The sequence below is a fragment of the Pseudomonas veronii genome, assembly GCF_002028325.1.
GTDB lineage: Bacteria > Pseudomonadota > Gammaproteobacteria > Pseudomonadales > Pseudomonadaceae > Aquipseudomonas > Aquipseudomonas veronii.
On sequence record NZ_CP018420.1, the window covers coordinates 6,096,320 to 6,120,652 of the forward strand.

At 59.7% G+C, this 24,333-nt stretch carries 19 protein-coding genes and 1 pseudogene; 10 read left to right on the top strand and 10 right to left on the bottom strand.

Annotated features, from left to right (window positions below):
• Positions 1-26 precede the first annotated feature (26 nt).
• The 5 genes from PverR02_RS27955 to PverR02_RS27975 all read right to left on the bottom strand — a co-directional run bounded on the left by PverR02_RS27955 (position 27) and on the right by PverR02_RS27975 (position 5,702).
• On the bottom strand, positions 27-311 hold the full coding sequence (locus tag PverR02_RS27955; protein ID WP_017848357.1) for a YceK/YidQ family lipoprotein: 285 nt from the start codon (positions 309-311) through the stop codon (positions 27-29).
• On the bottom strand, positions 304-933 hold the full coding sequence (ubiX, locus tag PverR02_RS27960; protein ID WP_010206807.1) for a flavin prenyltransferase UbiX: 630 nt from the start codon (positions 931-933) through the stop codon (positions 304-306). The genes PverR02_RS27955 and ubiX overlap by 8 nt, the downstream gene beginning before the upstream one ends.
• A complete protein-coding gene (gene mpl, locus PverR02_RS27965; protein ID WP_017848358.1) occupies positions 930-2,279 on the bottom strand; it encodes a UDP-N-acetylmuramate:L-alanyl-gamma-D-glutamyl-meso-diaminopimelate ligase in 1,350 nt (449 codons plus the stop codon). The genes ubiX and mpl overlap by 4 nt, the downstream gene beginning before the upstream one ends.
• A gap of 209 nt (positions 2,280-2,488) precedes the next feature.
• Positions 2,489-3,565 (bottom strand): hypothetical protein, encoded by a 1,077-nt coding sequence (locus PverR02_RS32130; protein ID WP_152032046.1) that lies wholly within the window; start codon positions 3,563-3,565, stop codon positions 2,489-2,491.
• A 211-nt stretch (positions 3,566-3,776) separates the two neighbouring features.
• The gene (locus PverR02_RS27975) at positions 3,777-5,702 is read right to left on the bottom strand and encodes a sigma-54-dependent Fis family transcriptional regulator (RefSeq protein WP_057005937.1); all 1,926 of its coding nucleotides are present in this window, start codon (positions 5,700-5,702) and stop codon (positions 3,777-3,779) included.
• Between the two features lie 274 nt (positions 5,703-5,976).
• On the opposite strand from PverR02_RS27975, the gene exaC reads away from it, so the two are divergent.
• The 10 genes from exaC (at position 5,977) to PverR02_RS28030 (ending at position 16,967) form a co-directional block, all read left to right on the top strand.
• Positions 5,977-7,497, top strand: a complete 1,521-nt coding sequence (gene exaC, locus PverR02_RS27980) for an acetaldehyde dehydrogenase ExaC (RefSeq protein ID WP_017848361.1) — start codon at positions 5,977-5,979, stop codon at positions 7,495-7,497.
• Between the two features lie 185 nt (positions 7,498-7,682).
• Positions 7,683-9,116: an ethanolamine permease gene (gene eat / locus PverR02_RS27985; RefSeq protein WP_017848362.1), complete on the top strand. Its 1,434-nt coding sequence runs from the start codon at positions 7,683-7,685 to the stop codon at positions 9,114-9,116.
• A gap of 63 nt (positions 9,117-9,179) precedes the next feature.
• Positions 9,180-10,574, top strand: a complete 1,395-nt coding sequence (locus tag PverR02_RS27990; protein ID WP_017848363.1) for an ethanolamine ammonia-lyase subunit EutB — start codon at positions 9,180-9,182, stop codon at positions 10,572-10,574.
• The gene (gene eutC, locus PverR02_RS27995; RefSeq protein WP_079444783.1) at positions 10,571-11,404 is read left to right on the top strand and encodes an ethanolamine ammonia-lyase subunit EutC; all 834 of its coding nucleotides are present in this window, start codon (positions 10,571-10,573) and stop codon (positions 11,402-11,404) included. The genes PverR02_RS27990 and eutC overlap by 4 nt, the downstream gene beginning before the upstream one ends.
• 92 nt (positions 11,405-11,496) lie before the next feature.
• A complete protein-coding gene (locus tag PverR02_RS28000; protein WP_017848365.1) occupies positions 11,497-11,955 on the top strand; it encodes a GNAT family N-acetyltransferase in 459 nt (152 codons plus the stop codon).
• Between the two features lie 309 nt (positions 11,956-12,264).
• Positions 12,265-12,921 (top strand): DedA family protein, encoded by a 657-nt coding sequence (locus tag PverR02_RS28005; RefSeq protein WP_079444784.1) that lies wholly within the window; start codon positions 12,265-12,267, stop codon positions 12,919-12,921.
• Between the two features lie 6 nt (positions 12,922-12,927).
• Positions 12,928-13,743, top strand: a complete 816-nt coding sequence (locus tag PverR02_RS28010) for a M90 family metallopeptidase (RefSeq protein ID WP_079444785.1) — start codon at positions 12,928-12,930, stop codon at positions 13,741-13,743.
• A 107-nt stretch (positions 13,744-13,850) separates the two neighbouring features.
• Positions 13,851-14,378 carry an inorganic diphosphatase gene (gene ppa, locus PverR02_RS28015; protein WP_003176323.1) on the top strand — a complete coding sequence of 176 codons (528 nt, stop codon included), beginning with the start codon at positions 13,851-13,853 and terminating at the stop codon, positions 14,376-14,378.
• Between the two features lie 214 nt (positions 14,379-14,592).
• Complete coding sequence (locus tag PverR02_RS28020) at positions 14,593-15,366, top strand: LexA family transcriptional regulator (RefSeq protein ID WP_079444786.1); 774 nt, start codon at positions 14,593-14,595, stop codon at positions 15,364-15,366.
• A 359-nt stretch (positions 15,367-15,725) separates the two neighbouring features.
• On the top strand, positions 15,726-16,967 hold the full coding sequence (locus tag PverR02_RS28030; RefSeq protein WP_079445046.1) for a tyrosine-type recombinase/integrase: 1,242 nt from the start codon (positions 15,726-15,728) through the stop codon (positions 16,965-16,967).
• Positions 16,968-18,207: 1,240 nt separating this feature from the next.
• Here PverR02_RS28030 and PverR02_RS28045 read toward each other — a convergent pair.
• The 5 genes and pseudogenes from PverR02_RS28045 to PverR02_RS28065 form a co-directional block, all read right to left on the bottom strand.
• Complete coding sequence (locus PverR02_RS28045) at positions 18,208-20,562, bottom strand: TonB-dependent siderophore receptor (RefSeq protein WP_079444788.1); 2,355 nt, start codon at positions 20,560-20,562, stop codon at positions 18,208-18,210.
• A 101-nt stretch (positions 20,563-20,663) separates the two neighbouring features.
• Positions 20,664-21,602 (bottom strand): FecR domain-containing protein, encoded by a 939-nt coding sequence (locus PverR02_RS28050; RefSeq protein WP_227778746.1) that lies wholly within the window; start codon positions 21,600-21,602, stop codon positions 20,664-20,666.
• Positions 21,602-22,066, bottom strand: coding sequence for a sigma factor-like helix-turn-helix DNA-binding protein (locus tag PverR02_RS28055; protein WP_261753767.1), 465 nt, complete (start codon positions 22,064-22,066; stop codon positions 21,602-21,604). The genes PverR02_RS28050 and PverR02_RS28055 overlap by 1 nt, the downstream gene beginning before the upstream one ends.
• Positions 22,067-22,449: 383 nt before the next feature.
• A pseudogene (locus PverR02_RS28060) lies at positions 22,450-22,831 on the bottom strand (transposase); the annotation flags it as partial.
• 367 nt (positions 22,832-23,198) lie between these two features.
• Positions 23,199-24,332 (bottom strand): ABC transporter permease, encoded by a 1,134-nt coding sequence (locus PverR02_RS28065; protein WP_079444791.1) that lies wholly within the window; start codon positions 24,330-24,332, stop codon positions 23,199-23,201.
• Between the last annotated feature and the right edge of the window lies 1 nt (position 24,333).

Here is a 24,333-nt window from a genome sequence, read left to right on the forward strand (position 1 = left end):
GGTTCAGATGGGGCCTGAGCGCGGAGTCACAGCCCTCCCGTGGCGTTGAACCCTACCCCCAACACCGTCAACACCGACAGCGGCAACAGCAGGGTATCGAGCAACGCGCTGGCTGGCAGGTCGACGCCGGGATAGCTCGGCGCCTCGGCGCCAAAACGGTCCATCGCGCAACAGCCGCCGTTCATCGCATACAGGTCCAGCCGCGTGCCGGCGTACACCACCGGCGCGCCGGGCTTCGCCGCATCCAGCGTGCGCGCGGTGGCGCAGCCCGCCAGTTGCAACGCCAGTAACACCAACAGCGCCTTATTCATCGCTGCTCAAATGGTGCTCACCCCAACGCGGGAGCATGTCCTGGGGAATGTTCAGCAGGTTGAGAATCCGCGCCACCACAAAATCCACCAGGTCATCGATGGTCTGCGGCTGGTGATAGAAACCAGGCGACGCCGGCAAGATGGTCACGCCCATGTTCGACAACTTGAGCATGTGCTCCAGGTGAATGCTCGAATACGGCGCCTCACGCGGCACCAAAATCAGCTGGCGCCGCTCTTTCAACGTCACATCGGCGGCCCGTTCGATCAAATTGTTGCAGGCGCCCGTGGCAATCGCCGACAACGTACCGGTGGAACACGGCACCACCACCATCGCCGCCGGCGCGCCGGAGCCGGAGGCCACCGGCGACATCCAATCCTCTTTACCGTAGACCTTGATCTGCCCCGCCGCCGCACCGGTGTACTCGGTGAGGAACGCCTGCATCATCTGCACCTTGGGCGGCAGCGCGACATCGGTCTCGGTGGCCATCACCAGTTGCGCGGCCTTGGAGATCAGGAAATGAACTTCACGCTCCTCGCGCACCAGGCAGTCGAGCAGGCGCAAGCCATAGGGCGCGCCGGATGCGCCGGTCATCGCCAGCGTCACGCGCTCGGGCCCGCTCATTTCAGGGCCTCGGCCAATTTGCCGTGCAGGCCGCCGAAGCCGCCGTTGCTCATGACCACCACGTGGGTGCCGGGCGTGGCCTGTTGCTTGACGTGTTCAATGATGCCTTCGATCGAATCGCAGACCGTCGACGGCACGTGACACAGCGCCGCAATGGCGGGCAGGTCCCAGCCGAGGTTGGCCGGTGCGTACCAGACCACTTGGTCCGCATCATTGACGCTCTCCGGCAAGCCATCGCGGTGCGCGCCGAGCTTCATGGAGTTGGAGCGCGGTTCGATAATCGCAATGATCGGCGCATCACCGACCCGCTTGCGCAGGCCATCAAGGGTGGTGGCAATCGCCGTCGGGTGGTGGGCAAAGTCGTCGTAGATGGTAATCCCATTCACATCGGCAACCTTTTCCATGCGCCGTTTCACACTTTTGAACGCACTCAAGGCCGCGATGCCCATGGAAGGCACCACGCCAACATGCCGTGCCGCCGCCAAGGTGACCAGGGCGTTGGCAACGTTGTGCTGGCCGGTCATGTCCCAGTCGACCACACCCTGGGCCTCGCCTTCGAACAGCACTTCAAATGTCGAACCGTCTTCACTGAGCAACCTGACCTGCCACTGCCCGCCCGCGCCGGTGGTTTGCACCGGCGTCCAGCAGCCCATGTCGATGACGCGCTGCAAGGCCGGCTCGGTGGTCGGGTGGATCACTAGGCCCTCACTCGGGATGGTGCGTACCAAATGGTGGAACTGCCGCTCGATGGCCGCCAGATCGGGGAAGATATCCGCGTGATCGAACTCCAGGTTATTCAGGATCGCCGTGCGCGGGCGGTAGTGGACAAACTTGGAGCGTTTGTCGAAGAACGCGCTGTCGTATTCATCGGCTTCGATCACGAAGAACGGCGTATCGCCCAGGCGCGCCGACACCGAGAAGTTCTGCGGTACGCCGCCGATCAGGAAACCCGGGCTCATGCCCGCGTGCTCCAGCACCCAGGCCAGCATGCTGCTGGTGGTGGTCTTGCCGTGCGTACCAGCCACCGCCAGCACCCAGCGCCCTTGCAGCACATGGTCGGCCAGCCATTGGGGGCCGGACACATACGGCAAACCTTTGTTCAGTACGTATTCGACCGCCGGGTTGCCCCGAGACATGGCGTTGCCGATCACCACCAGGTCGGGGACCGGATCGAATTGGGATGGATCATAGCCCTGGGTCAATTCGATGCCCTGGGCTTGCAGTTGCGTACTCATGGGCGGATAGACGTTGGCATCGGAACCCGTCACATGGTGGCCCAACTCCTTGGCCAGAACCGCCATCGAGCCCATGAAAGTACCGCAAATACCGAGAATATGAATGTGCATGGTCGACCTCGTAAAACATCGAGGCAGGTTAGCGCAGGGAGGGGGAAATCGCACTCTTTTAGCGGTACACGCCAGCTCAATCGTCTGAATTCGGCCGGCAGTGCGGTCGTTGAACCCGGTGCCGGCACCCGCCGTGACTGCACCGGACTCAGCGTATACGAGGGGTCACTATGGGGTGTCAATTAACGGCCTCCCCTGCATAACCCGCATCAGACAAACTGCATCGAGGATGGCGGCCCCTTCGGCTCCAACACCGTATTGATACGGGAGATCTGGTTTAAAACAGCCTGATTGCGTCGATCCAATGTTTCAAGGCGGCGCACAGGGTCTTTCTCGGTGGCGGCGGTATCACTTTTAAAGGGCCTGAATATAAAATCATTTTCCTTAGCGATTAATTCCAAGTTCGACTCGACGGTGTTGTATTGCTTTTCCAACATATCAAGTCGGGCAGTTGTCTCGGTTGGCCAATCGGGGCTTTTATCCAAGGCTTGACCCTCGCTCCCTTCGGTATAGGCCTGGATCGTATTACTGACCAAGAGCAGTTTTAATTCTGCATTGTCCAAGTGCAACGCCAGGTCTTGCGGCGATGAAGGACTCGGCGCCGATCCCGCCACACCGTTCTGTTGACTCGGCGCGGGCTGGTGCGCGGGAGGAAGTAAGGGGGTATTGGCGCTGAACGCCCCCTTGATCTGCTCGCCACTCCATACGGAGCCTGCGTAAGTACCAATACTCAATGGCGTACTGACCAAGCCGTTGACTGCGGCATTCACGAAAGCGTCCCGTGTCACGGTTTTCAGATCTGGCCCGGTCTTGAACACGCCAGCCTTGACCAGGCGATCGGCAGTGACGAGGTTTTGCGCCACCTCGCCAAACGTCTTGGGAACGGGGTGAGACCTGGAAGGAAGGGTAGAGCCCCCGAACCGGTTGTTATTAATCAGATCTCGAAAGGGCTTATTAGATGCATGAGTGGAAGGTGGGTTTGAGAAAAACGGTCCCTTATTAACCTGATTATATTGACCGGGCGTCCCAGACGGCACGCGGGAAGTGCTATGCGTCGGCCTGCGGAAAAAACGTCCGAAATCAATTCCCCTTTTGCTACGAACCTGCGTGTCCGAGTTCAAACGTTCAGCATCATAAGTAAGCTCGGAGCGATCATTTTGCCAAGTAGCCGAAGCGGCGTTGCGCGGGTTACCGGTCGATCCAGTATTATTGGCAGCTTGAGTAACATCAGCTGAAACGTCACTGGACGGTGCTGTAGTGTAAGTTGGAACACCTGTAACATTCATAATCATCACCTTAGTCAGCCAATAAAAACTTGCATTCACTGGGTGACAAAAATATCTATCTCAGTTTCACCGAAACAACATTACATGCATTTACTTCCGCGCCAGCCAGGACATACTTTTTCAACAATTAACCCACAAAAGTAAAAACAGTAAATCCCCCTACAACCAACAATTAAAAACCGCCCCCACACACTCGACAACAACTTACGAATTACAACGCCGAACGCAGTTCAATGCCATGTTTGCGTAACTTTCGATATAACGTATTGCGGCTCACCCCCAACCGTTCAGCCACAAGGGTCATATGCCAGCGCTGCTGCGTCAGGACCTTCAACAATGCCAGGCGCTCGGCATCCTCAAGCAGCGACAGCGGGGGGACATCCGCAGCAGGCGTAGTCAAGGACGCCGGGCGGATCATCGGCGGCAAATCATCGACACCGATCAACGCGCCGTCACACAGTGCAACCAGGGTACGCAACACCGTGCGCAACTGCCGCACATTGCCCGGCCAGGCGAACGCCAGCAATGCCTGACGCGCGCCGGCATCGAGCGTTATCGTCTGCTCCCCGGCTTCCTGGGCCAGCAGAAAATCCAGCAATTGCGGCTTATCACTGCGCTCGCGCAACGGCGGCAAGCCGATTTCGAGGCCATTGAGTCGGTAGTACAAATCTTCACGAAAGCTGCCGGCCTGCACACGCTGCAACAAATCACGGTGGGTGGCGCTGATGACTCTAACGTTTACCGCCTGGGGCTCGCCGCCGATGGGCACCACCAGGCGATCCTCCAGCACCCTCAAGAGCCGGGTTTGCAAAGCCAGGGGCATGTCGCCGATTTCATCCAGGAACAACGTGCCCCCATCTGCCTGTTGCAGCTTGCCGCGCATGCCTTCCTTGCGGGCACCGGTGAAACTGCCGCCGCGATAGCCGAACAGTTCGCTTTCGATCAGGCTTTCCGGGATGGCGGCGCAGTTGAGCGCAACAAAAGCCTTGTCCGCGCGCTGGCTGGCCTGGTGTACGGCCTTGGCGAAGGCCTCTTTGCCGGAACCGGTTTCACCGTTGACCAGCAGCGGCACATCACGTTCGAACACGCGCAACGCCTTGCGAAAATCGCTTTGCAACGCGGAATCGCCCAGGCAGATACCGAGCAGACGCTCGGGCTTGGCGGCAACCACCGGCTGCGGCGGTACGGGCACCGGCACACTGCGCGGCTGGCCGCGCAACGCGGCAAACAGATGTCGACCGTCCCGCGTCCGCAGCGGCCAACTCGCTGTGGCATTGGCGCTGGCGCGGCCCAGCAGTTGATCCAGGGTGCATTCGAAAAGCGCTTCCACAGGCTGCCCCAGCAAGCCACCACGCATCTGCCCCAACAGGTTCAGGGCACTTTGGTTGACTGCGCAAATGCGCCCTTCACCGTCGAACGCCAGCAGCCCTTCACTGAACAAGCCCACGGACTCCGCCTGCAAGTGAAAACGCAGCAGCCAGTGGTGTTCAAAGTGACGCAGGAAGTAACAACTCTCGATCATCTTCGCCGACAGGTTGACCAGCGCCATGGTGTGGAACTGGCTCTGACGCGACACTGCTTCCCGCGCCGACGACACGTCCAGCACCGCCAGCAACTCACCATGGGGATCGAACACCGGGCTCGCCGAACAGGTCAGCCCGGTGTGGCGCCCGCGAAAATGCTCATCGCGGTGAATGGTCAACGACTGGCGCTCCACCAGGCAGGTGCCGATGCCATTGGTGCCTTCGCAGGCCTCGCTCCAGTCGGCGCCGAGCCACAACCCGGCGCGCTCGAAAATCTTGCGCTCGGACGGCGCGGTGACGCAGTTGAGGATCACCCCGCGCGCGTCGGTGAGCAGCACGGCGTGACCGGCGCCCGAAAGTTGCTGATGCAGGCTGTTCATCTCGCCGCCAGCGATGTGCAGCACCTGCTGCAGGCGCTCGCGGCTTTCCAGCAGACGGCCATGTTCGAGCACGGTGGGGGCGATGCTCAGCGCAGGGTCGAGGTGATAATCCTCCAGGCAACGCAGCCAGGAGCGGGCGATGGACGGGTCGCTGCCGGGGCCTTGGGAAAGGTCTTGCCCACGGGTCACGGTCAAGACTTGCTGGGCATGGCGACTGAAATGATCGTGATGCATGTTCTTATTATTCTCCCTGCGTGAGAACGTCCAGCATCCCCCAGCCACCCGGTCATTGCAATCCCGCGCCGACCCACCGGTCACAGGTTGTACCGTGCATGGCACAAACTGTCACACAGACTGTACCAAGGCTGGCACAGCCGCACTTTTTGGCTCTCGCCAACCCCCTGATTTAACTGGCTTGCAAGGCAGTGGCCCGACCTTTGCTCTACGCTTTATCAAGCGCTTGCCGCGCTGCACTCCAATAAACATAAAAAGCCAGGAGATACCCACCATGCGTTACGCACACCCCGGTACTGAAGGCGCCATCGTTTCGTTCAAGGCCAAGTACGGCAACTACATCGGCGGCGAATTCGTGGCGCCGATCGATGGCAACTACTTCACCAACACTTCCCCGGTCAACGGCAAGCCCATCGCCGAATTCCCGCGCTCCACCGCCAAAGACATCGACAAGGCGCTGGACGCCGCGCATGCCGCCGCCGACGCCTGGGGCAAAACCTCTGCCCAGGACCGCTCGCTGGTGCTGCTGAAGATCGCCGACCGCATCGAACAGAACCTCGAACTGCTGGCCATCACCGAAACCTGGGACAACGGCAAGGCCGTGCGTGAAACCCTCAACGCCGACATCCCGCTGGCCGCCGACCACTTCCGCTACTTCGCCGGTTGCATCCGCGCCCAGGAAGGCAGCAGCGCCGAAATCAACGAACACACCGCCGCCTATCACTTCCATGAGCCCCTGGGCGTGGTCGGCCAGATCATCCCGTGGAACTTCCCGCTGCTGATGGCCGCCTGGAAACTCGCCCCGGCCCTGGCCGCCGGCAACTGCGTGGTGCTCAAGCCGGCCGAGCAAACCCCGCTGGGCATCAACGTGCTGATGGAAGTCATCGGCGACCTGCTGCCGCCGGGCGTGCTGAACGTGGTACACGGTTTCGGCAAGGAGGCAGGCGAAGCCCTGGCCACCAGCAAGCGCATCGCCAAGATCGCCTTCACCGGCTCTACCCCGGTGGGCGCGCACATCATGCATTGCGCCGCCGAGAACATCATTCCGTCCACCGTTGAACTGGGTGGCAAGTCGCCGAACATCTTCTTCGCCGACATCATGAAAGCCGAACCGCAATTCATCGAGAAAGCCGCCGAAGGCTTGGTGCTGGCGTTCTTCAACCAGGGCGAAGTGTGTACCTGCCCATCCCGCGCGCTGGTGGAAGAGTCGATCTACGACGACTTCATGAAAGTGGTGATGAAGAAGGTCGCGTCGATCAAGCGTGGCGACCCGCTGGACACCGACACCATGGTCGGCGCCCAGGCGTCCGAGCAGCAGTTCGACAAGATCCTGTCGTACCTGGAAATCGCCAAGGGCGAAGGCGCCGAGTTGCTGGCCGGTGGCAAGGTCGAGAAGCTGACAGGTGATCTGGCCACCGGCTATTACATCCAGCCGACCCTGCTCAAGGGCACCAACAAGATGCGGGTGTTCCAGGAAGAAATTTTCGGCCCGGTGGTGAGCATCACCACCTTCAAGGATGAAGCCGAAGCCCTGGCGATCGCCAACGACACCGAGTTCGGCCTCGGCGCCGGCCTGTGGACCCGCGACATCAACCGCGCCTACCGCATGGGCCGGGCGATCAAGGCGGGCCGCGTGTGGACCAACTGCTACCACCTGTACCCGGCGCATGCCGCGTTTGGCGGTTACAAGAAATCCGGCGTCGGTCGTGAAACCCACAAGATGATGTTGGATCACTACCAGCAGACCAAGAACCTGCTGGTGAGCTACGACATCAATCCATTGGGCTTCTTCTAACCCAACACCGCCGGGGCGATAACCGCCCCCCGTATGAGCGAGCTTGCTCGCGAAGAACCTCAACGATTACGCGGATAGCCTGGCTCTGCGCGGTGCTCTGAAGTTTTTCGCGAGCAAACTCGCTCCTACATTACCCGGCGACAACTTGTCGGGACCAAAACAATAAGAATGAAAGGTACTTTCCCATGCCTAGCGAACCCACTGGATCCTCCGTCGACTTCGAAAAAGTCGATTCCCAATACTTCCAACAACGCGAACTGAAAAAAGGCGCCGCCGGCTGGGTGCTGCTGGTCGGCCTTGGCGTTGCCTACGTGATCTCCGGCGACTACGCCGGCTGGAACTTCGGCCTGGCCCAGGGTGGCTGGGGCGGCATGTTCCTCGCCACATTGCTGATGGCCACCATGTACCTGTGCATGTGCTTTTCCCTGGCCGAACTGTCTTCCATGATCCCTACTGCCGGCGGTGGCTACGGTTTTGCCCGCAGCGCCTTTGGCCCTTGGGGCGGGTTCCTGACGGGCACCGCGATCCTGATCGAATACGCCATCGCCCCCGCCGCCATCGCGGTGTTCATCGGCGCCTATTGCGAGTCGTTGTTCGGCATCGGCGGCTGGATGATTTACCTGGCGTTCTACATCATCTTCATCGGCATCCATATCTTTGGCGTGGGTGAAGCCTTGAAGCTGATGTTTGTCATCACCGCCGTCGCCGCCATTGCACTGGGCGTGTTCCTGGTGTCGATGGTGCCGCACTTCAACGTCGCCAACCTGCTCGACATCCCGGTGACCGACGCCAAGGGCGCCAGCACCTTCCTGCCATTCGGCTACGTCGGCGTGTGGGCGGCGATTCCGTATGCGATCTGGTTCTTCCTGGCAGTCGAAGGCGTACCGTTGGCCGCCGAAGAAACCAAGAACCCGAAGCGCGACCTGCCTCGCGGCCTGATCGGCGCCATTGTGGTGCTGACCAGTTTTGCCCTGCTGATCCTGGTGATTGCACCGGGCGGCGCCGGCACCTACGCGCTGATCAAGTCCGGCAACCCGCTGGTTGAAGCGTTGGCGCTGTCGTATGGCGGCTCGACCTGGATGGGCAGCTTCGTCAACCTGGTCGGCCTGGCGGGCTTGATCGCCAGCTTTTTCTCGATTATCTACGCCTATTCGCGGCAGATCTTCGCGTTGTCCCGTGCCGGCTACCTGCCGCGCAAACTGTCCCAGACCAACAAAAGCAAGGCGCCGGTCCTGGCGCTGGTGATCCCCGGCATTATCGGTTTCGGCCTGTCGCTGACCGGCCAGGGCGACCTGCTGATTCTGGTGGCGGTGTTTGGCGCGACCATTTCCTACGTGCTGATGATGGCCGCGCACATCACGCTGCGCATCCGTCGCCCCAAAATGGATCGTCCGTACCGCACGCCGGGCGGCATCTTTACCTCCGGCGTGGCCCTGGTATTGGCCTGCGTGGCCGTGGTGGCGGGCTTTCTGGTCGACCCGCGAGTGGTGATTGGCGCTGCAATCATCTATGGAGTATTAATTGCTTACTTTGCTTTCTACAGCCGGCATCACTTGGTAGCAGGCACGCCGGAAGAAGAGTTCGCGGCGATCCAGGCCGCAGAGGCCGCCTTGCACTGACTGCCGTAAACCTCGACGCGGGCGCCTTACCCATATTTGCCCGCGTCATCAAGGAGACACTGTATGGCAAGTTTTTCCCACGCGGTGGGCGCATCGACCTACCGCTTCGACAGCCTCAAGGACGTGATGGCCAAGGCCAGCCCCGCCCGTTCAGGCGACTTCCTCGCTGGCGTCGCCGCACAGAACGATGGCGAGCGGGTGGCGGCGCAAATGGCCTTGGCGAATATCCCGCTGAAGCACTTCCTGCAAGAGGCGCTGATTCCCTATGAAAGCGACGAAGTCACCCGACTGATCATCGACACCCACGATAAACAGGCGTTTACCGCCGTCAGCCACCTGACCGTCGGCGGCCTGCGCGACTGGCTGCTCAGTGACGCAGCCGATGAACAATCCCTACGCGCCTTGGCGCCAGGGCTGACACCAGAAATGGCCGCCGCCGTGTCGAAGATCATGCGCGTGCAAGACCTGGTGCTGGTCGCGCAGAAGATCCGCGTGGTCACCCGGTTTCGCGGCACCATGGGCCTGCGCGGCCGCTTGTCGACCCGCCTGCAACCCAACCACCCCACCGACGAACCGGCGGGCATCGCGGCGAGCATTCTCGACGGCCTGTTGTACGGCAACGGCGACGCCATGATCGGCATCAACCCGGCCACCGACAGCATCGCCTCGATCTGCGCCATGCTGGAGATGCTCGACGCGATCATCCAGCGTTACGAAATCCCCACCCAGGCCTGCGTGCTGACCCACGTCACCACCTCCATCGAAGCCATCAACCGTGGCGTGCCGCTGGATCTGGTGTTCCAGTCGATCGCCGGCACCGAGGCGGCCAACGCCAGTTTCGGCATCAGCCTGAGCGTGCTGCAGGAGGGCTACGAAGCAGGCCTGAGCCTGAACCGTGGCACCCTCGGGCAAAACCTGATGTATTTCGAAACCGGCCAGGGCAGCGCCTTGTCGGCCAACGCGCACTTCGGCGTCGACCAGCAAACCTGTGAAACCCGCGCCTACGCCGTGGCTCGGCACTTCAAGCCGTTCCTGGTGAACACCGTGGTCGGTTTTATCGGCCCCGAGTACCTGTACAACGGCAAACAGATCATCCGCGCCGGCCTCGAAGACCACTTCTGCGGCAAGCTGCTGGGGGTGCCGATGGGTTGCGACATCTGCTACACCAACCACGCCGAAGCCGACCAGGACGACATGGACACCCTGCTGACCCTGCTGGGCGTGGCCGGGATCAACTTCATCATGGGCATTCCCGGTTCCGACGACATCATGCTCAACTACCAGACCACCTCGTTCCACGACGCCCTGTACGCCCGCCAGACATTGGGTTTAAAGCCGGCGCCGGAGTTTGAACAGTGGCTGGCGAACATGGGCATTTTCACGCAAGCCGACGGCAAAGTGCGCTTCGGCAACAGCCTGCCACCGGCGTTTCGCCACGCCTTGGCGCAATTGGGATGAAGGAGCCGCCCGTGCAACCAGACTTACCCGAAAACCCGTGGCTGGAACTGCGTCGCCTGACCCCGGCGCGCATCGCCCTGGGCCGTACTGGCACCAGCATCCCCACCAGCGCACAGTTGGACTTCCAATTCGCCCACGCCCAGGCGCGGGACGCGGTCCACCTGCCCTTCGACCACGTCGGCCTCAGCACTCAGCTCGCCGAACGCGGGCGTGACAGCCTGCTACTGCACAGCGCCGCCGTCGACCGCCACAGCTACCTGCAACGCCCGGACCTGGGGCGGCGTCTGAGCGATGAGTCGGCCCAGGCCCTGCGCGACCATGCGGCGGCTAACCCCGGCGGCGTCGACCTGGCCGTGGTGGTGGCCGATGGTCTGTCGGCGTTGGCGGTGCATAAACACACGTTGCCGTTTCTCACGCGCATGGAGGAACAGACCCACGCCGAAGGCTGGTCCTTGTCACCGGTGATCCTGGTGGAACAGGGCCGCGTCGCGGTGGCCGATGAGATTGGCCAGCTACTCGGCGCCAAGATGGTGGTGATCCTCATCGGTGAACGACCGGGGCTCAGTTCGCCGGACAGCCTGGGCCTGTATTTCACCTACAACCCCAAGGTTGGCCTCACCGACGCGTACCGCAACTGCATCTCCAACGTGCGCCTGGAGGGTTTGAGTTATGGCATGGCGGCCCATCGCCTGCTGTACTTGATGCGGGAGGCCTGCCGTCGGCAGTTGTCGGGGGTCAACCTCAAGGATGAGGCGCAGGTTCAGACCATCGAGTCAGATGACCCGGACTTGGTGAAAGGCAATTTCCTGCTCAGCCCGCCCACCGACTGATCCCCGCACGATTGCGCTTTTTCACGTCTTTAGGCAGCATCGAGTCACGGCCGCTCGCGTGGTCATATACCATCTGGAAGTTGAGGCCTGGCATGCGGATCACTCAAGCGACCCTGGAACACCTGGACCTGTTGACCCCGTTATTCGTCAAATACCGCGAGTTCTACGGGGCGCTGCCGTTCCCGGACTCTTCGCGGGCCTTCCTGGAAAAACGCCTGCGCCGCAAGGAATCGGTGATCTACCTGGCCCTGGCCGATGACGACGACAAACGCTTGCTCGGGTTCTGTCAGCTGTACCCGAGCTTTTCTTCGTTGTCGCTCAAACGGGTGTGGATCCTCAACGACATCTACGTCGCCGAAGACGCGCGCCGGCAACTGGTGGCGGACAACCTGATGCGCGCGGCGAAGAAGATGGCCAAGGAAACCCATGCAGTGCGGCTGCGGGTGTCGACCAGCAGCAACAATAACGTGGCGCAGAAGACGTATGAGTCGATGGGTTTTCGCGAAGACAGCGAGTTCAAGAACTACGTGTTGCCGATCAGCGAAGACTGACCCCATCTCCCAAGCCCCCCAAAATTCCTGTGGGAGGAGCTTGCTCCCGATAGCCGTGGACCCGTCAGACTATTTATAACTGACACGCGCCCATCGGGGGCAAGCCCCCTCCCACATTTGGTTCTGTGGTGCTCTGGGAGCCGAGTGCCATGACATCACCCGCTACAAAACCCACACACTCTTTTCACTTCTCAATCCGTATAATGCCGACCTTTCAGGATTGTAAGAAGCGCGACAAATACTTGTAGCCTTATTACCCGAGCCTCCGCACAGGCCTGCTGAGTCGGGCCATTCACACAGGTGCCATCCATGGATTTCAACCCGCTTGACCTTATCCTGCATCTCGACGTCTACCTCGACCTGCTGGTAAAAAATTACGGTCTGTGGATCTACGCCATTCTGTTCCTTGTAATATTTTGCGAAACCGGCCTGGTGGTCATGCCGTTCCTGCCGGGTGATTCATTACTGTTCATTGCCGGCGCGGTGGCGGCGGGTGGCGGCATGGACCCGGTCTTGCTCGCCGGTCTATTGATGTTGGCGGCGATCCTCGGCGACAGCACCAACTACGTGATCGGGCGAACAGCCGGCGAACGCCTGTTCAGCAACCCGAACTCGAAAATCTTCCGCCGCGACTACCTGCAAAAAACCCACGACTTCTACGACAAGCACGGCGGCAAAACCGTGACCCTGGCGCGCTTCCTGCCGATCCTGCGCACCTTTGCGCCGTTCGTCGCCGGTATCGCGAAAATGCCCTACCCGCGCTTCTTCGGCTTCAGCGTGCTGGGCACCGTCTTCTGGGTCGGCGGCCTGGTAACCCTGGGTTACTTCTTCGGCAACGTGCCGTTCATCAAGAAAAACCTCTCGCTGCTGGTGGTGTTCATCATCCTGCTGTCGCTGGTGCCGATGATCATCAGCGTGTTCCGCAGCCGCTTTGGTCGCACGTCTTCCGAAGCCAAGTCGCAGTAACCTGCGATGTGGTCCCTCAGCGCCTGGCGTCGCCGGCGCCTGTTGGCCAGGCACCCGATTGCCGATGACACCTGGCAGCGGGTGCGCGAGCACCTGACCTTCCTCGACGGCATCAGCGCCGAGCAAGACCAGTGGTTGCGCGAAGCCTGCGTGGTGTTTCTCGCCGAAAAACACCTCACCGCCCTGCCCGGCGTCGAGCTGCACCAGGAACAACGCCTGCTGCTCGCCGCCCAGGCGCAACTGCCACTGATGAACCTCGGCGACCTCGACTGGTATCAGGGCTTCCACGAGATCGTGCTGTACCCCGACGACTTCCTTAGCCCGCAACGTCATCGCGACGCCAGTGGCGTCGAGCACGAGTGGGACGGCGAGCACAGCGGCGAAGCCTGGCAACAAGGCCCGGTGATCCTCGCCTGGCCCGGCGTGCTGGCCAGCGGCAACTGGGAAGGCTACAACCTGGTGATCCACGAACTGGCGCACAAGCTCGACATGCTCAACGGCGACGCCAACGGCCTGCCGCCCCTGCACCACGACATGCGCGTGCAAGACTGGGCCCGCGTGATGCAAGGCGCCTACGATGAGCTTAACCGCCAGTTGGACGCCAACCCCGACGCCGAAACCGCCATCGACCCCTACGCCGCCGAAAACCCGGCGGAATTTTTCGCGGTCACCAGCGAATATTTTTTCAGCGCGCCAGATTTATTGGTGGAAAGTTATCCACAGGTGTACGCCCAACTCAGTCATTTTTACCGCCAGGACCCTCTGGCCCGCCTCGCGCAGCTGCAAGCGCACGACCCGCGTTATCAGCCACAAGACGAATGACTGTACGACGTCTGGTGCATGGCATCGGCGTCAGAATATGCCTATAATCGCCGCCACTTTTAGGCCAATCCGGCCATGTACATGGCCAACTACGGGGGCAACGCCCAATGAGCTACAGCAAGATTCCGGCTGGCAAAGACCTGCCGAACGACATCTACGTCGCCATCGAGATTCCGGCCAACCACGCGCCGATCAAATACGAAATCGACAAAGACAGCGACTGCCTGTTCGTTGACCGGTTCATGGCCACCCCGATGTTCTACCCGGCCAACTACGGTTTCATCCCCAACACCCTGGCTGACGACGGCGACCCCCTCGACGTGCTGGTCGTAACCCCTTACCCGGTTACTCCTGGCTCGGTTATCCGCGCGCGTCCAGTCGGCATCCTGAACATGACCGACGACGGCGGCGGCGATGCCAAAGTCATCGCAGTGCCCCACGACAAGCTGTCCCAGCTGTACGTGGACGTGAAGGAATACACCGATCTGCCGCCACTGCTGCTGGAACAGATCAAGCACTTCTTCGAGAACTACAAAGACCTCGAAAAAGGCAAATGGGTGAAGATCGACGGTTGGGGCAACGCAGATGCCGCCCGCGCCGAGATCATGAAGTCGGTCGCCGCCTACAAAGGCTGATACCGGCTCCTCATTGCCCCGGCAATCAAAAAAGCTCCGATCATTCGGGGCTTTTTTTGTGGAAAAATTTAAACACCAAGTTCAATTATTAACACTCTATGTTGAACTAAGCAGCGCCAACGAAAGATCAGGCTACAACTAAGTAAAAACCTACACCGGCAATTGAACGCATAGTTTATTTGATCTATTTTCCCGGCCAGTAAACTCAGCGTTTATGAATACATCAGGTGATCGCTTAAAAGCGCTATTACGGGAAGTTCATCTTTCCGCTTCCGACTTCGCCAAGAACCGCGGCGTCACGCCTCAGCACGTGAACAACTGGTTCAAACGCGGTGTTCCCATGGGCCGACTCAACGAAATCGCAGAACTGCTGTGCGTCTCCAGCCGCTGGCTGCACGCCGGTGTAGGCCCTAAACACCCACCGGCCAACTTCCTGTTGGACGCTCAAGATGCAAGGAAAGCATTGCCCACCCGCGAAGAAAGCGGCAAATACCTCACAGGCCCCGCCCGTTCCCCGGAAACAATCGATGTGGAGATCACCCTCCATCCGTCCTTCACCTCAACCGAACGTATCCGCCTCTCCCGTCACACCCTCGACACCTTAAACGTAAACCCCGACCGCGCCCTCGGCGCCTACATGGTCGATAACAGCATGGTCGACATCATCCAACAAGGCGCCACCCTCGCCATCGACCGCGGCCGCACCCAAATCGTCGACGGCGAAATCTACGCCGTCGAACACGACGACATGCTGCGCATCAAATACCTCTACAACCGCCCCGGCGGCGGCCTGCGCATGCGCAGCCACAACGCCGGCGAACACCCCGACGAATACCTGACCTTCGATCAACGCTTCGAACAGAACTTCCAGATCGTCGGCTGGGTGTTCTGGTGGTCCACCCTCAACAACCGCCGCCCACCCGTGCCGCTGGATGAACACCTGCTGGGCTGGGAAGGCTCTAAATCGGATACGGAGGTGGGCAACTGAGGTGAATGTGGGTATCATGCGCCGCACATTTGGCAGGGGCTGGTTTTAGGCCATTCACCCTGCCAGGCGATGCGGAAAAACTCCCGCGGATGCCCTGACTATTCAGCCAGACGCGATGTTGGCTGAGCGATTTGAAGGCTGGTGAGGTTTGTCAAAAACAAGCTGAGGCGGTCCCCGAGAAGCCGGCCACAAGCCGGCTTTTTAATGTCTTTTTGAAAGCCACCCTCATCTACTGAAAATCGCGAGAGCCTTGCTAAATCAAGGGATTCAGCCTACTTTTATTCCCGTGACTTCCGTTTTCATCCATCGTCTTCCACAGCCAAGTGGGGGATCAAGTGGGGGACCAGAGGGCCGAAAAGATGGGCAAGCTGACCGCAAAGTATGTCGAAAACGTGACCGAGCCAGGCACCTACGAAGACGGTGAAGGGCTGCGCCTTATCGTCAAAGCTACAGGGCGAAAAAACTGGGTGCTACGGTTTCAGCTACACGGCAAACGTCGGGAGATGGGATTAGGTGGCTACCCCCAGCTCGATCTAAAAATGGCCCGCGCGGCCGCATATGAAAACAAAGTCCAGATCTTCAAAGGCACTGACCCACTCGCAAAACGACAGGCTGAACAAGCTGCTCAACGGGAAGCTGAACGCAGAGAACTGGCGCAGCTGATTACCTTTGAGAAATTGGCCACCGACTATCGAGATGCCCATGGTTCGAGCTGGTCGGAGAAATGGCGTAAGGGCTGGCTGCGGAAACTAGAGCTCTATGCTTTCCCTACAATAGGGAAGCTGTCAGCTGACCAGATCGAGACCAAACATCTGATCAAGGCCCTGCAGCCACTCTGGTCAACCAAGACGCGAACGGCTGACGAAGTACGTGGGCAAATCGAGCAGATTCTGGATGCTGCCAGAGCCAGAGGCCTCAGGACCGGAGAGAATCCGGCTCGCTGGCGCGGCCATCTGGAAAACCTGCTCAGCCGGCAAGAGAAAAAGAAAGCTCGCAAACGCCACCATCATCCTGCACTGAAATGGCAGGATCTGCCAAAACTCATGGAAGCCTTACGTAAAGATCCCTGCCACGCTTCTGTCGCGGCTCAGTTACTGATTCTAACCGGCGCACGCTCGCATATGGTCCGATTCGCACGCTGGGATGAGTTTGACTTGGAATCGGGTCGATGGTCTCTACCTGATGAGCGCATGAAAACCCGACAAGCGTTCGCGATCCCCCTGGCCCCAGAGGTGGTTTCACTTCTGAAGGGCCTTCCGAGAACCAACACCAGAAGTCCCTACGTTTTCCCCGGCCACGGCCAAAGCGGCGTGATGCACGCTAATGGCATTCGTAGTTTGCTACATACACTGGGTTATGAACACATCACTCGTCATGGCTTCCGCTCAACCTTCCGGGACTGGGCAGGTGAAAAGACGCCTTTTCCGAGAGATATCTGCGAGCTCGCGCTGGCCCATGATGAGCGAGGGGAAACGGAAAGCGCATACTCTCGATCAGACTTTTTTGATAAGCGACGGGAGCTGATGAACGCGTGGGCCATCTACGCTACATCCACACCTGAATACGCGGATGAGGCTCAACGCGAAACCCCGGAAGAATGATGACGCGGCGACCGCTGAAAGCGTTGGAAAGTGAGGAGCACGCATCAAGACGACAATCCCGCAACCGAGGCACATCAACATCTGTGTAGGGCCACTAGGTCTCTGGTTACCGCCTTTAAAGCCGGGTCCCTTCAAGCAAGGATGCGTAGCCTCCCTGCTTGAAGGGACCTCACTTAAAAAATCTAAAGCCCACGCAACTGTGTGTGGAAAACCACAGATTTCCACCGGTGGATAATTTCATTCACAGCCGCAGAACTCCCGAAAATGCGCGCCTTGACCCGAATTCTCCACAGGAGTAGAAAATGTTGGGCAAAGAGCTGTCGTTGACAGCAACCCAGGTAGCCAGAACCTTTAAGGCTACGCCACGCCATGGTGGTTCTCCCAAAGTGCGATTAGCGTCCGGCGGCTCGCACGGTCACAGCGATGTGATGGATGCCTACTTTTACCAGTATGCCCAATGCGGCAACTAATACCCCTTTATACCTGCCCTGCAGCAACCTATCCCCTTGGCCATTTCCTTGCGCCAACCTGCGCCCGTCTCTTTCTCCCGGAAAGAGACGGGCGCTCCTACCGCTGCTGCAGCCCAACTCGTAGAAGGCTTTGCGGCATTCCCCCTCGTGACAATCGGCGTGACAAACACCGAAGTCACCAGCAACAGCGATGCAGATGATGGTGCCGCAGCCCAAGGAATGGATTGCACCTGACTGACAGTCAGGCATGCCCCGATCATCGTTTCACTGCCTTCACCCGACTCAGGATCTCGCGGCATTGGTCTCGTCAGCCAGTGCAGCCTCTACCCGCCCACCGGTAACGATGTTCAGGAGGCCAGATCATGAGATGCCCAAGCTCCAGGTCGTAAAGAGCCGCCAGTCCCGCGTTAGTGGACAACCCTCACAGGTCGCAGGGGCCTTGATCCCTGATAACACTCAACATTCGTGGCGGGATGACGTGGGGATGGCTTTAAAAGTTTGGCTTCGAGAGGAGTTTGATCCATGGTACTGGTGGCTAGGTGAGAAGGGCGAAATTTTGGCTATAGTGGGCAACTGAACCGGCGCCGTGCGGCGACGCTACTATTAGTATTCGCTGACCGTGCAATTGCTCACTAATCGATTATGGTGTTCGACCGCTAAGCGAGGTGAGAGAGAACGGCCAATCCGCTCAAACACGCCAACAACTTCCGACCGCTTCGCACTCAGCTTTCACTCTGCGTGCGTAGCGCCTCAAACCGCCCTGTGGGCTATCACCACTTATACGTAATCGAACCAATCAAACTACGCTCATCGCCATACCGGCACGTGGTATTGCAGTACAGATATTTCCTATCAAACAGGTTCTGCGCTTTAGCCTGTAGTTGCCAATTGCTGTCAACATCATAACTAACCAGCGCATCTACCAGCGTATAAGCCGGAATCTTCCCATCATAAACACTTGGTGTAGTCCGCGTAGTCCCTGTGTAACGGGCGCCAGCCCCCACGCGCAGGCGCTCCAGGCCGAGGCTCGCCAGCCGGTAGCTGGCCCACAGGCTCGCGGTGTTGTAGGGCACGCCCTCGATGCGTTTACCTACGTTACTCGCGGTCTGGTCTTCCAGTACGTGGGTATCGGTGTAGGCATAGCCTGCACTGAGTTGAAGGTTCTCGGTGAGGTTGCTCTTGGCTTCGAGCTCCAGGCCTTTGGAGCGGGTCTTGCCGTATTGCACATAGGTGTTGGTGAGGCTGTCGAGGCTCAGTGAGTTGTCCTGGTCGAGCAGATAAACGGCGGCGCTGAGCAGGGTGTCGGTGCCGGGGGGCTGGTAGCGCAGGCCGATTTCGTATTGTTCGCCTTCCAGCGGGGCAAAGGCGTTGCCGTAGGCCGGGTTGCTGACGCTGGCCGGCTGGAATGATTGGCTGTAACTGATGTAGGGCGCCAGGCCGTTGTCCGCGAGGTAGACCAGACCTACACGGCCGGTGGCTTTTTTGTCGTTGCGGGTGGCGCGGGCGTCGGTGGCGAAGGTAGTGGTGACGCTCTCGGCCCAGTCCTGGCGGCCGCCGAGCAGCAGTACCCATTTGTCGTCGAAGGTGATCTGGTCTTGTAGGTAGATGCCGACCTGGCTGCTGTGCAGGTCACTGCCGCTGTCGGCGGCGGTGTTGGCACCGACGCCGGTGTATTCCGGGTTGGCCAGGTTCAGCGACGGCGCCAGTTGGGCCAGGGTCGAGCTGATGAAACGGTGCGAATCGTAGGTCTTGTGGTAGTAATCCACGCCCAGCACCAGGTCGTGCTGCCAGCGCCCTCTGTCGAAGGTGAAGTTGAGGTTGTTGTCGCTGGTCCAGCCGGTGGAACGCTCTTCGCGGGTGCTGTACCGGCGCAGCAACTGGCTGCCGCTGACCGATACGGGAATCAGGTAGTCCCAATTGGTATTCGCCTGGAAGTAACGCAGACTGTGGTTGACGGTGAGATTGTCGTTGAAGCGGTGCTCGAAGAGGTAGCCGAGTGTGTCCATGCGGTTGGTGAAGTGGTCGTAGCCGGGTTCGCCGACGAACTGGTTGCGACCAATCTTGTAGCCGGCCGTGTTGCTGTAGCTGCTGAGTGCATAGCTCATCGGCGGCGAGAAGCCAGTATAGGTGTCCTGGTGACTAGCGAGAACGGTCAGCGAGGTATCGTCGTCGGGTTTCCAAGTCACGGCCGGGGCGATGTAGCGGCGATCATCATCGATGTGGTCGACTTGGGTGCCGCTATCGCGCCAGAGGCCGGTCAGGCGGTAGCTGAACTGGCCCTGGTCATCCAGCGGACCGCCTAAGTCGATGGTGTACTGGCGGCGGTCGTAGTTGCCCAGTTCCAGGCCGATTTCGTGCAGCGGCGTATCGGTAGGACGTTTGCTCACGGTATTGATCATGCCGCCAGGCGATAGCTGGCCATACAGCACGGACGAGGCCCCCTTGAGCACCTCGACGCGCTCCAGGCCATAGGCCTCGACACTGCCGTCGTAGGGGTTCGATTGCAATTTCATGCCATCACGCAGGATACCCCCGGTACCGGCGCCGACGTTGAAGCCGCGCAGGGTGTAGTCGTCGGCGGTGCGGCTGAAACTGGCGGGCTGACTGCTGAACCCGGGGGTGTACTTGAGCGCATCGGAGATGTTGTCGCTTTTGCGCGCATTGAGTTCTTCGCGAGTCACTACCGACACGGATTGTGGGATTTTTACTAGTTCCGTGCGTTTTTTTGTGCCGACCGAGGAACGTTGAGCTACATAGCCGGCATCGGATGTTTCCCCGTCCTGGCGGATTGCGTTGATGGTGGTAGCGTCCAGGGTCAGGCCGTCGCCGGTTCGTTGCACGCTCAAGGCACCGCTTGCGGTAACCAGCACACTCAGACCGGTGCCCGCAAGACTCTGGCGTACAGCTTCACTCGCACTCAGGTGCCCGCGCACTGCTAGCGCCTGGCGACCCGCCACATCCGCTGGAATAAACAGCACCTGCTGGCCACTCACCTGGCCAATGCCGATCAGAGTAGTACCAACGGTGCCGGCGGGCAGGTTGAAGTCATAGGCGGTTTCGGCCGCCTGCAGAGTAAAGCTAGCCAAACAGCCGACAAAAAGCGGCAAAAGGAGGTTGGGATGCATGAGCGGGCTCGCAGAAGTACGGAAACGAGTGCGCGGAATACGCGCGTCTATCAGGTATGTGACGCGAGCCCAGGATATTTTCAGGGGTGTCAGGAAAAAATTCAGACACGCTCGATTCGCGTCCACACGCCCAACCAGGTATCGATGCGCAACGGCAGCACATCCTTGAGCGCGGCCAGCGCGCCACGTGTGTCATCCAGCGTGAACACCCCGGAAATCCGCAACGCCGCCGCCGCTGCAGAAACATGCAGCAGCCCCTGGTGGTACGGCGCAAGATGCTCGATCACTTGACCCAGTGACTGGTCATGCACTTCGAGCAGCCCTCTGGTCCAACTGCGCTCGTCAACATACTGCGAAGGGAGTTCCTGCCAGCGGTTGCCATTGAATGCCAGGCCCTGGCCGGCGGCGATGTGCTGACTATGATGGGGCGTGCGCAACTGCAAGGAACCTTCCAGTGCCCACACTTGGGGCTGACTGGCGTGCATCGCCAGCAGGCACCGTCCACTGTCGAGCCAGGCCTCGCCCCAAGGGCACGCCATCACGAATGGCCGTGCCGGATCGCTGCGCACCTGGGCCTGCACCGCGCCGCGCAATAGTTGGACGTGACGCTGCCTAGGGTTGAAATTCAGATCGACAGAACTCTGCGCATTGAGTTGCAAGGTCGAGCCGTCATCAAGGGTGAACGTACGGCGTTGGGCGGTCGACGTGCGCAGGTCGGCGCGCAAACGTGCGTGCAGCGGTCCACCCGGCATGGTCAACAACTGCCCGCCGACAGCCAGGGCACCCAGGCCGAGAGCGCCACGCAGCATGCGTCGACGACTGTACCCGGCGTCGCACAGTGCATGGATGGCGGCATGCTGCTGCAACAATGGCGTCACGCTACGGTTCAACTGCTGCTGCAGGGTCTGCCAGGCGCGCAGATGACTGGCGTCGGCGGCCAGCCACAGCATCAATTGCTGCTGATCCTGCTCAGAAAACACGCCCGAAGCACGCCGCGCATACCACTCGATCGCCTGTGCCGCCGCCGCGGACACCGTCATCACGGCACGCCCCGATAACACGCCGTCAGTCCCTGCACAACATACTGATGTACCCGCGTCACCGACACCCCCAGCTCCTCGGCGATGCACGCGTAAGTCAGCCCATCGATCTGGCTATATAGAAAAGCCGCGCGCGCCTTGGACGACAAGCCATCCAACAACTGATCAACCGCCATCAACGCCTCCATCACCACCCAGTGTTCCTCGGGCGAAGGCACGGTCAGCTCCGGCAAAGAGGCTAGGGCTTCGAGATAGGCACGTTCGACATCATTGCGCCGCCAGCGGGCAAACATCAGCCGCTTGCCAATGAGGCTCAACAACGCCCGAGGCTCTCGAATGGCATGGGGATCAGGCAGCGCCACAATCTGAGCGAAGGTTTCGGCGGCCATATCGGCGGCATCCTCGCGGCAGTGCAGCCGCAGACGCAGACGTTCGAGCAGCCAGCTATGGTGCTCGCCGAACAAGCGATGGAGCGCCTGCTGGCGGGGATCTTGGTTTGCCGGGAGAGTAGGAAACACAGCGGGTGGTGCCCGTACTAATGAAAACTATTCGCAATGGTGGTGTGATTGGAGCCTGATTGCAAGAGTGACCGGGGATTGCCGGTGGAGGAGCGACTAATAATCGATGTTCGGCCTAGGGTCGAGAGTATGGAAAAACTCGCGGCTGAATTGTCGGCGTATGGCGCCAACCGTTACTGGCGGTGTCGCTGGGAGCGTGTTCTGAAGCACCGTGGCTCCGGAAGTGGCGATGGAATACCTCTGGGGCTCAAGTGTTCTCGGTTACTGCATGGAGAACCGAAAGAAACCAGCTGATCAGGAGCTGTCAGATTTTTTGTGTGCGGGCCGAGTAAAGAACTAATGAAATCAGGAGAAACGTCTGCTCCGTACTGCTCGGAAAGAAACGCGCGGTTTTCTCTGACAGTCTTGCCACCGGCATACATAGCGATGATCTTGTCATCGAAAACTGTGTAACGTCGCTCGTGCCTAGTAATCAGAATGGGTGAAAAAATGCCATCCCGGTCTCGGTGATATCCATTCGCAGCGTGCCATCGCCGGTTAAAACCGTCTTGCCTTGCCATTGCGCTGATTGGTTTCATCCTCTGGGCGCTGCGCGCCCGGTGGATAGCCCAGGTGATGGCCGAGTTCTGCAGCGAACTGCTCAGGCAGCTCTTTCGGGATTTTCGGCAGTTCTCGGATCGCTTGGCACGCGGATTTCTTTTTGGTTGGCATACATGCACCTGTTGCTCAGGTTTTGCCCGAACACAAAATCGCTGCCCTCCACCATTCGGGTTCAGTCTCACGAAAAATCCGTAGGCTGAACCATAAAAAAAGCCGGTCAAATGCCGTGCAATAACCACAAAAAAGTGGGGGAACAAATGGGGGACCAGAGCGCTTCTAAAAATACCTAACTTTTTGTTTTTCAAACATATAGATCAATAAAAAGCTAACCACAAGCCGGCTTTTTAATTGTCCGAAATAAGCCTATCCATTCTGAGAAATCAACTGATAGCGTCTCTATTCAGAGGCCATAAGGTATTTCTCTGTCCAATGGGGTTTAACGCCACCTAACCTCATCCGGCGATGTGATGGGCGAGGATCAGCCTCCATCCATCTGCGCAAGCATCCGGCGAAAACGCTGCAACGAAAGTGCGAACAGCACGCTGCCGATGAGTAGTAGCGCAAGAAGTTGAACCCACACCACGTCCAGCCCCGCGCCGCGGTACAGCACGCCTTCTCCCAACTGCACCAAGTGGGTGGTGGGTGCGGCCAGCATCAGGTACTGCACCAGCGTGGGCATGCTTTCGCGCGGAGTGGCGCCGCCGGAGAGCAGGATCAACGGCAACAGCACCAGCATCAGCAACAGGCCGAACTGCGGCATGCTGCGGGCCACGGTGGCCAGATAGATGCCCAGGGCGGTGTTGGCGAACAAGCTCAGCGCGGCGCCGACCAGAAACAGCCAGATCGAGCCTTCGATGGGTACGGCGAGCAACCCGCGTACCACGAACTGCAACGACAACGCCGCCGCCACCAGCACCACCGTGCCCATCGCCAGGACCTTGGCCAGCATGATCTGCGTGGGGGTGACCGGCATCACCAGCAGGTGTTCGATAGTGCCGTGCTCGCGTTCGCGGATCAGCGCGGCTCCGGTCAAAATGATCGCCAGCATGGTGATGTTGTCGATGATCTGCAGCAGGCTGCTGAACCAAGTCTTGTCCAACGCCGGGTTGAAACGTGCGCGCAGCGCCAGTTCCACCGACGGGGCCGAATTGCCGCGATAACGCTGCACGAAGGTCTTGACCTCATCGGTAACGATCTGCTCGACATAGGCGCTGCCGCTGAAGGCTTGATCCATGCGTGTGGCATCGACGTTGAGCTGCACCTGCGCGGGACGACCCGCCAGAACATCGCTCTGCAGGTTGGGCGGCATGTACAGCACGAAGGTATAGCGGCCAGAGTCCAGACCGGCGTCCATCTCGGCAACACTGATGTGCTCTGGTTGCGTGAACTGAGGCGGGTAGAAAGCGGTGGCGATGCGCTGCGACAGGGGCGAATCATCTTCGTCGACGAAGGCGATCGGTGCGTTGTTCAGGGTATCTGGAATGGCCGAGGCGGCCGTGTAGACCATCGCCGTGAAGCTGAAGACGATCAGCAGCAGCATGACCGGATCGCGCCACAGGCTGCGAAGCTCCTTGACGCCCAGTTGCCAGATATTGGAAAAAGTGCGTTTCATC

What these genes read in the sequence shown, in the direction of transcription:
- PverR02_RS27955 (WP_017848357.1), bottom strand. Translation starts at nt 311, where the DNA reads ATGAATAAGGCGCTGTTGGTGTTACTGGCGTTGCAACTGGCGGGCTGC.
- ubiX (WP_010206807.1), bottom strand. Translation starts at nt 933, where the DNA reads ATGAGCGGGCCCGAGCGCGTGACGCTGGCGATGACCGGCGCATCCGGC.
- mpl (WP_017848358.1), bottom strand. Translation starts at nt 2,279, where the DNA reads ATGCACATTCATATTCTCGGTATTTGCGGTACTTTCATGGGCTCGATG.
- PverR02_RS32130 (WP_152032046.1), bottom strand. Translation starts at nt 3,565, where the DNA reads ATGAATGTTACAGGTGTTCCAACTTACACTACAGCACCGTCCAGTGAC.
- PverR02_RS27975 (WP_057005937.1), bottom strand. Translation starts at nt 5,702, where the DNA reads ATGCATCACGATCATTTCAGTCGCCATGCCCAGCAAGTCTTGACCGTG.
- exaC (WP_017848361.1), top strand. Translation starts at nt 5,977, where the DNA reads ATGCGTTACGCACACCCCGGTACTGAAGGCGCCATCGTTTCGTTCAAG.
- eat (WP_017848362.1), top strand. Translation starts at nt 7,683, where the DNA reads ATGCCTAGCGAACCCACTGGATCCTCCGTCGACTTCGAAAAAGTCGAT.
- PverR02_RS27990 (WP_017848363.1), top strand. Translation starts at nt 9,180, where the DNA reads ATGGCAAGTTTTTCCCACGCGGTGGGCGCATCGACCTACCGCTTCGAC.
- eutC (WP_079444783.1), top strand. Translation starts at nt 10,571, where the DNA reads ATGAAGGAGCCGCCCGTGCAACCAGACTTACCCGAAAACCCGTGGCTG.
- PverR02_RS28000 (WP_017848365.1), top strand. Translation starts at nt 11,497, where the DNA reads ATGCGGATCACTCAAGCGACCCTGGAACACCTGGACCTGTTGACCCCG.
- PverR02_RS28005 (WP_079444784.1), top strand. Translation starts at nt 12,265, where the DNA reads ATGGATTTCAACCCGCTTGACCTTATCCTGCATCTCGACGTCTACCTC.
- PverR02_RS28010 (WP_079444785.1), top strand. Translation starts at nt 12,928, where the DNA reads ATGTGGTCCCTCAGCGCCTGGCGTCGCCGGCGCCTGTTGGCCAGGCAC.
- ppa (WP_003176323.1), top strand. Translation starts at nt 13,851, where the DNA reads ATGAGCTACAGCAAGATTCCGGCTGGCAAAGACCTGCCGAACGACATC.
- PverR02_RS28020 (WP_079444786.1), top strand. Translation starts at nt 14,593, where the DNA reads ATGAATACATCAGGTGATCGCTTAAAAGCGCTATTACGGGAAGTTCAT.
- PverR02_RS28030 (WP_079445046.1), top strand. Translation starts at nt 15,726, where the DNA reads ATGGGCAAGCTGACCGCAAAGTATGTCGAAAACGTGACCGAGCCAGGC.
- PverR02_RS28045 (WP_079444788.1), bottom strand. Translation starts at nt 20,562, where the DNA reads ATGCATCCCAACCTCCTTTTGCCGCTTTTTGTCGGCTGTTTGGCTAGC.
- PverR02_RS28050 (WP_227778746.1), bottom strand. Translation starts at nt 21,602, where the DNA reads ATGACGGTGTCCGCGGCGGCGGCACAGGCGATCGAGTGGTATGCGCGG.
- PverR02_RS28065 (WP_079444791.1), bottom strand. Translation starts at nt 24,332, where the DNA reads ATGAAACGCACTTTTTCCAATATCTGGCAACTGGGCGTCAAGGAGCTT.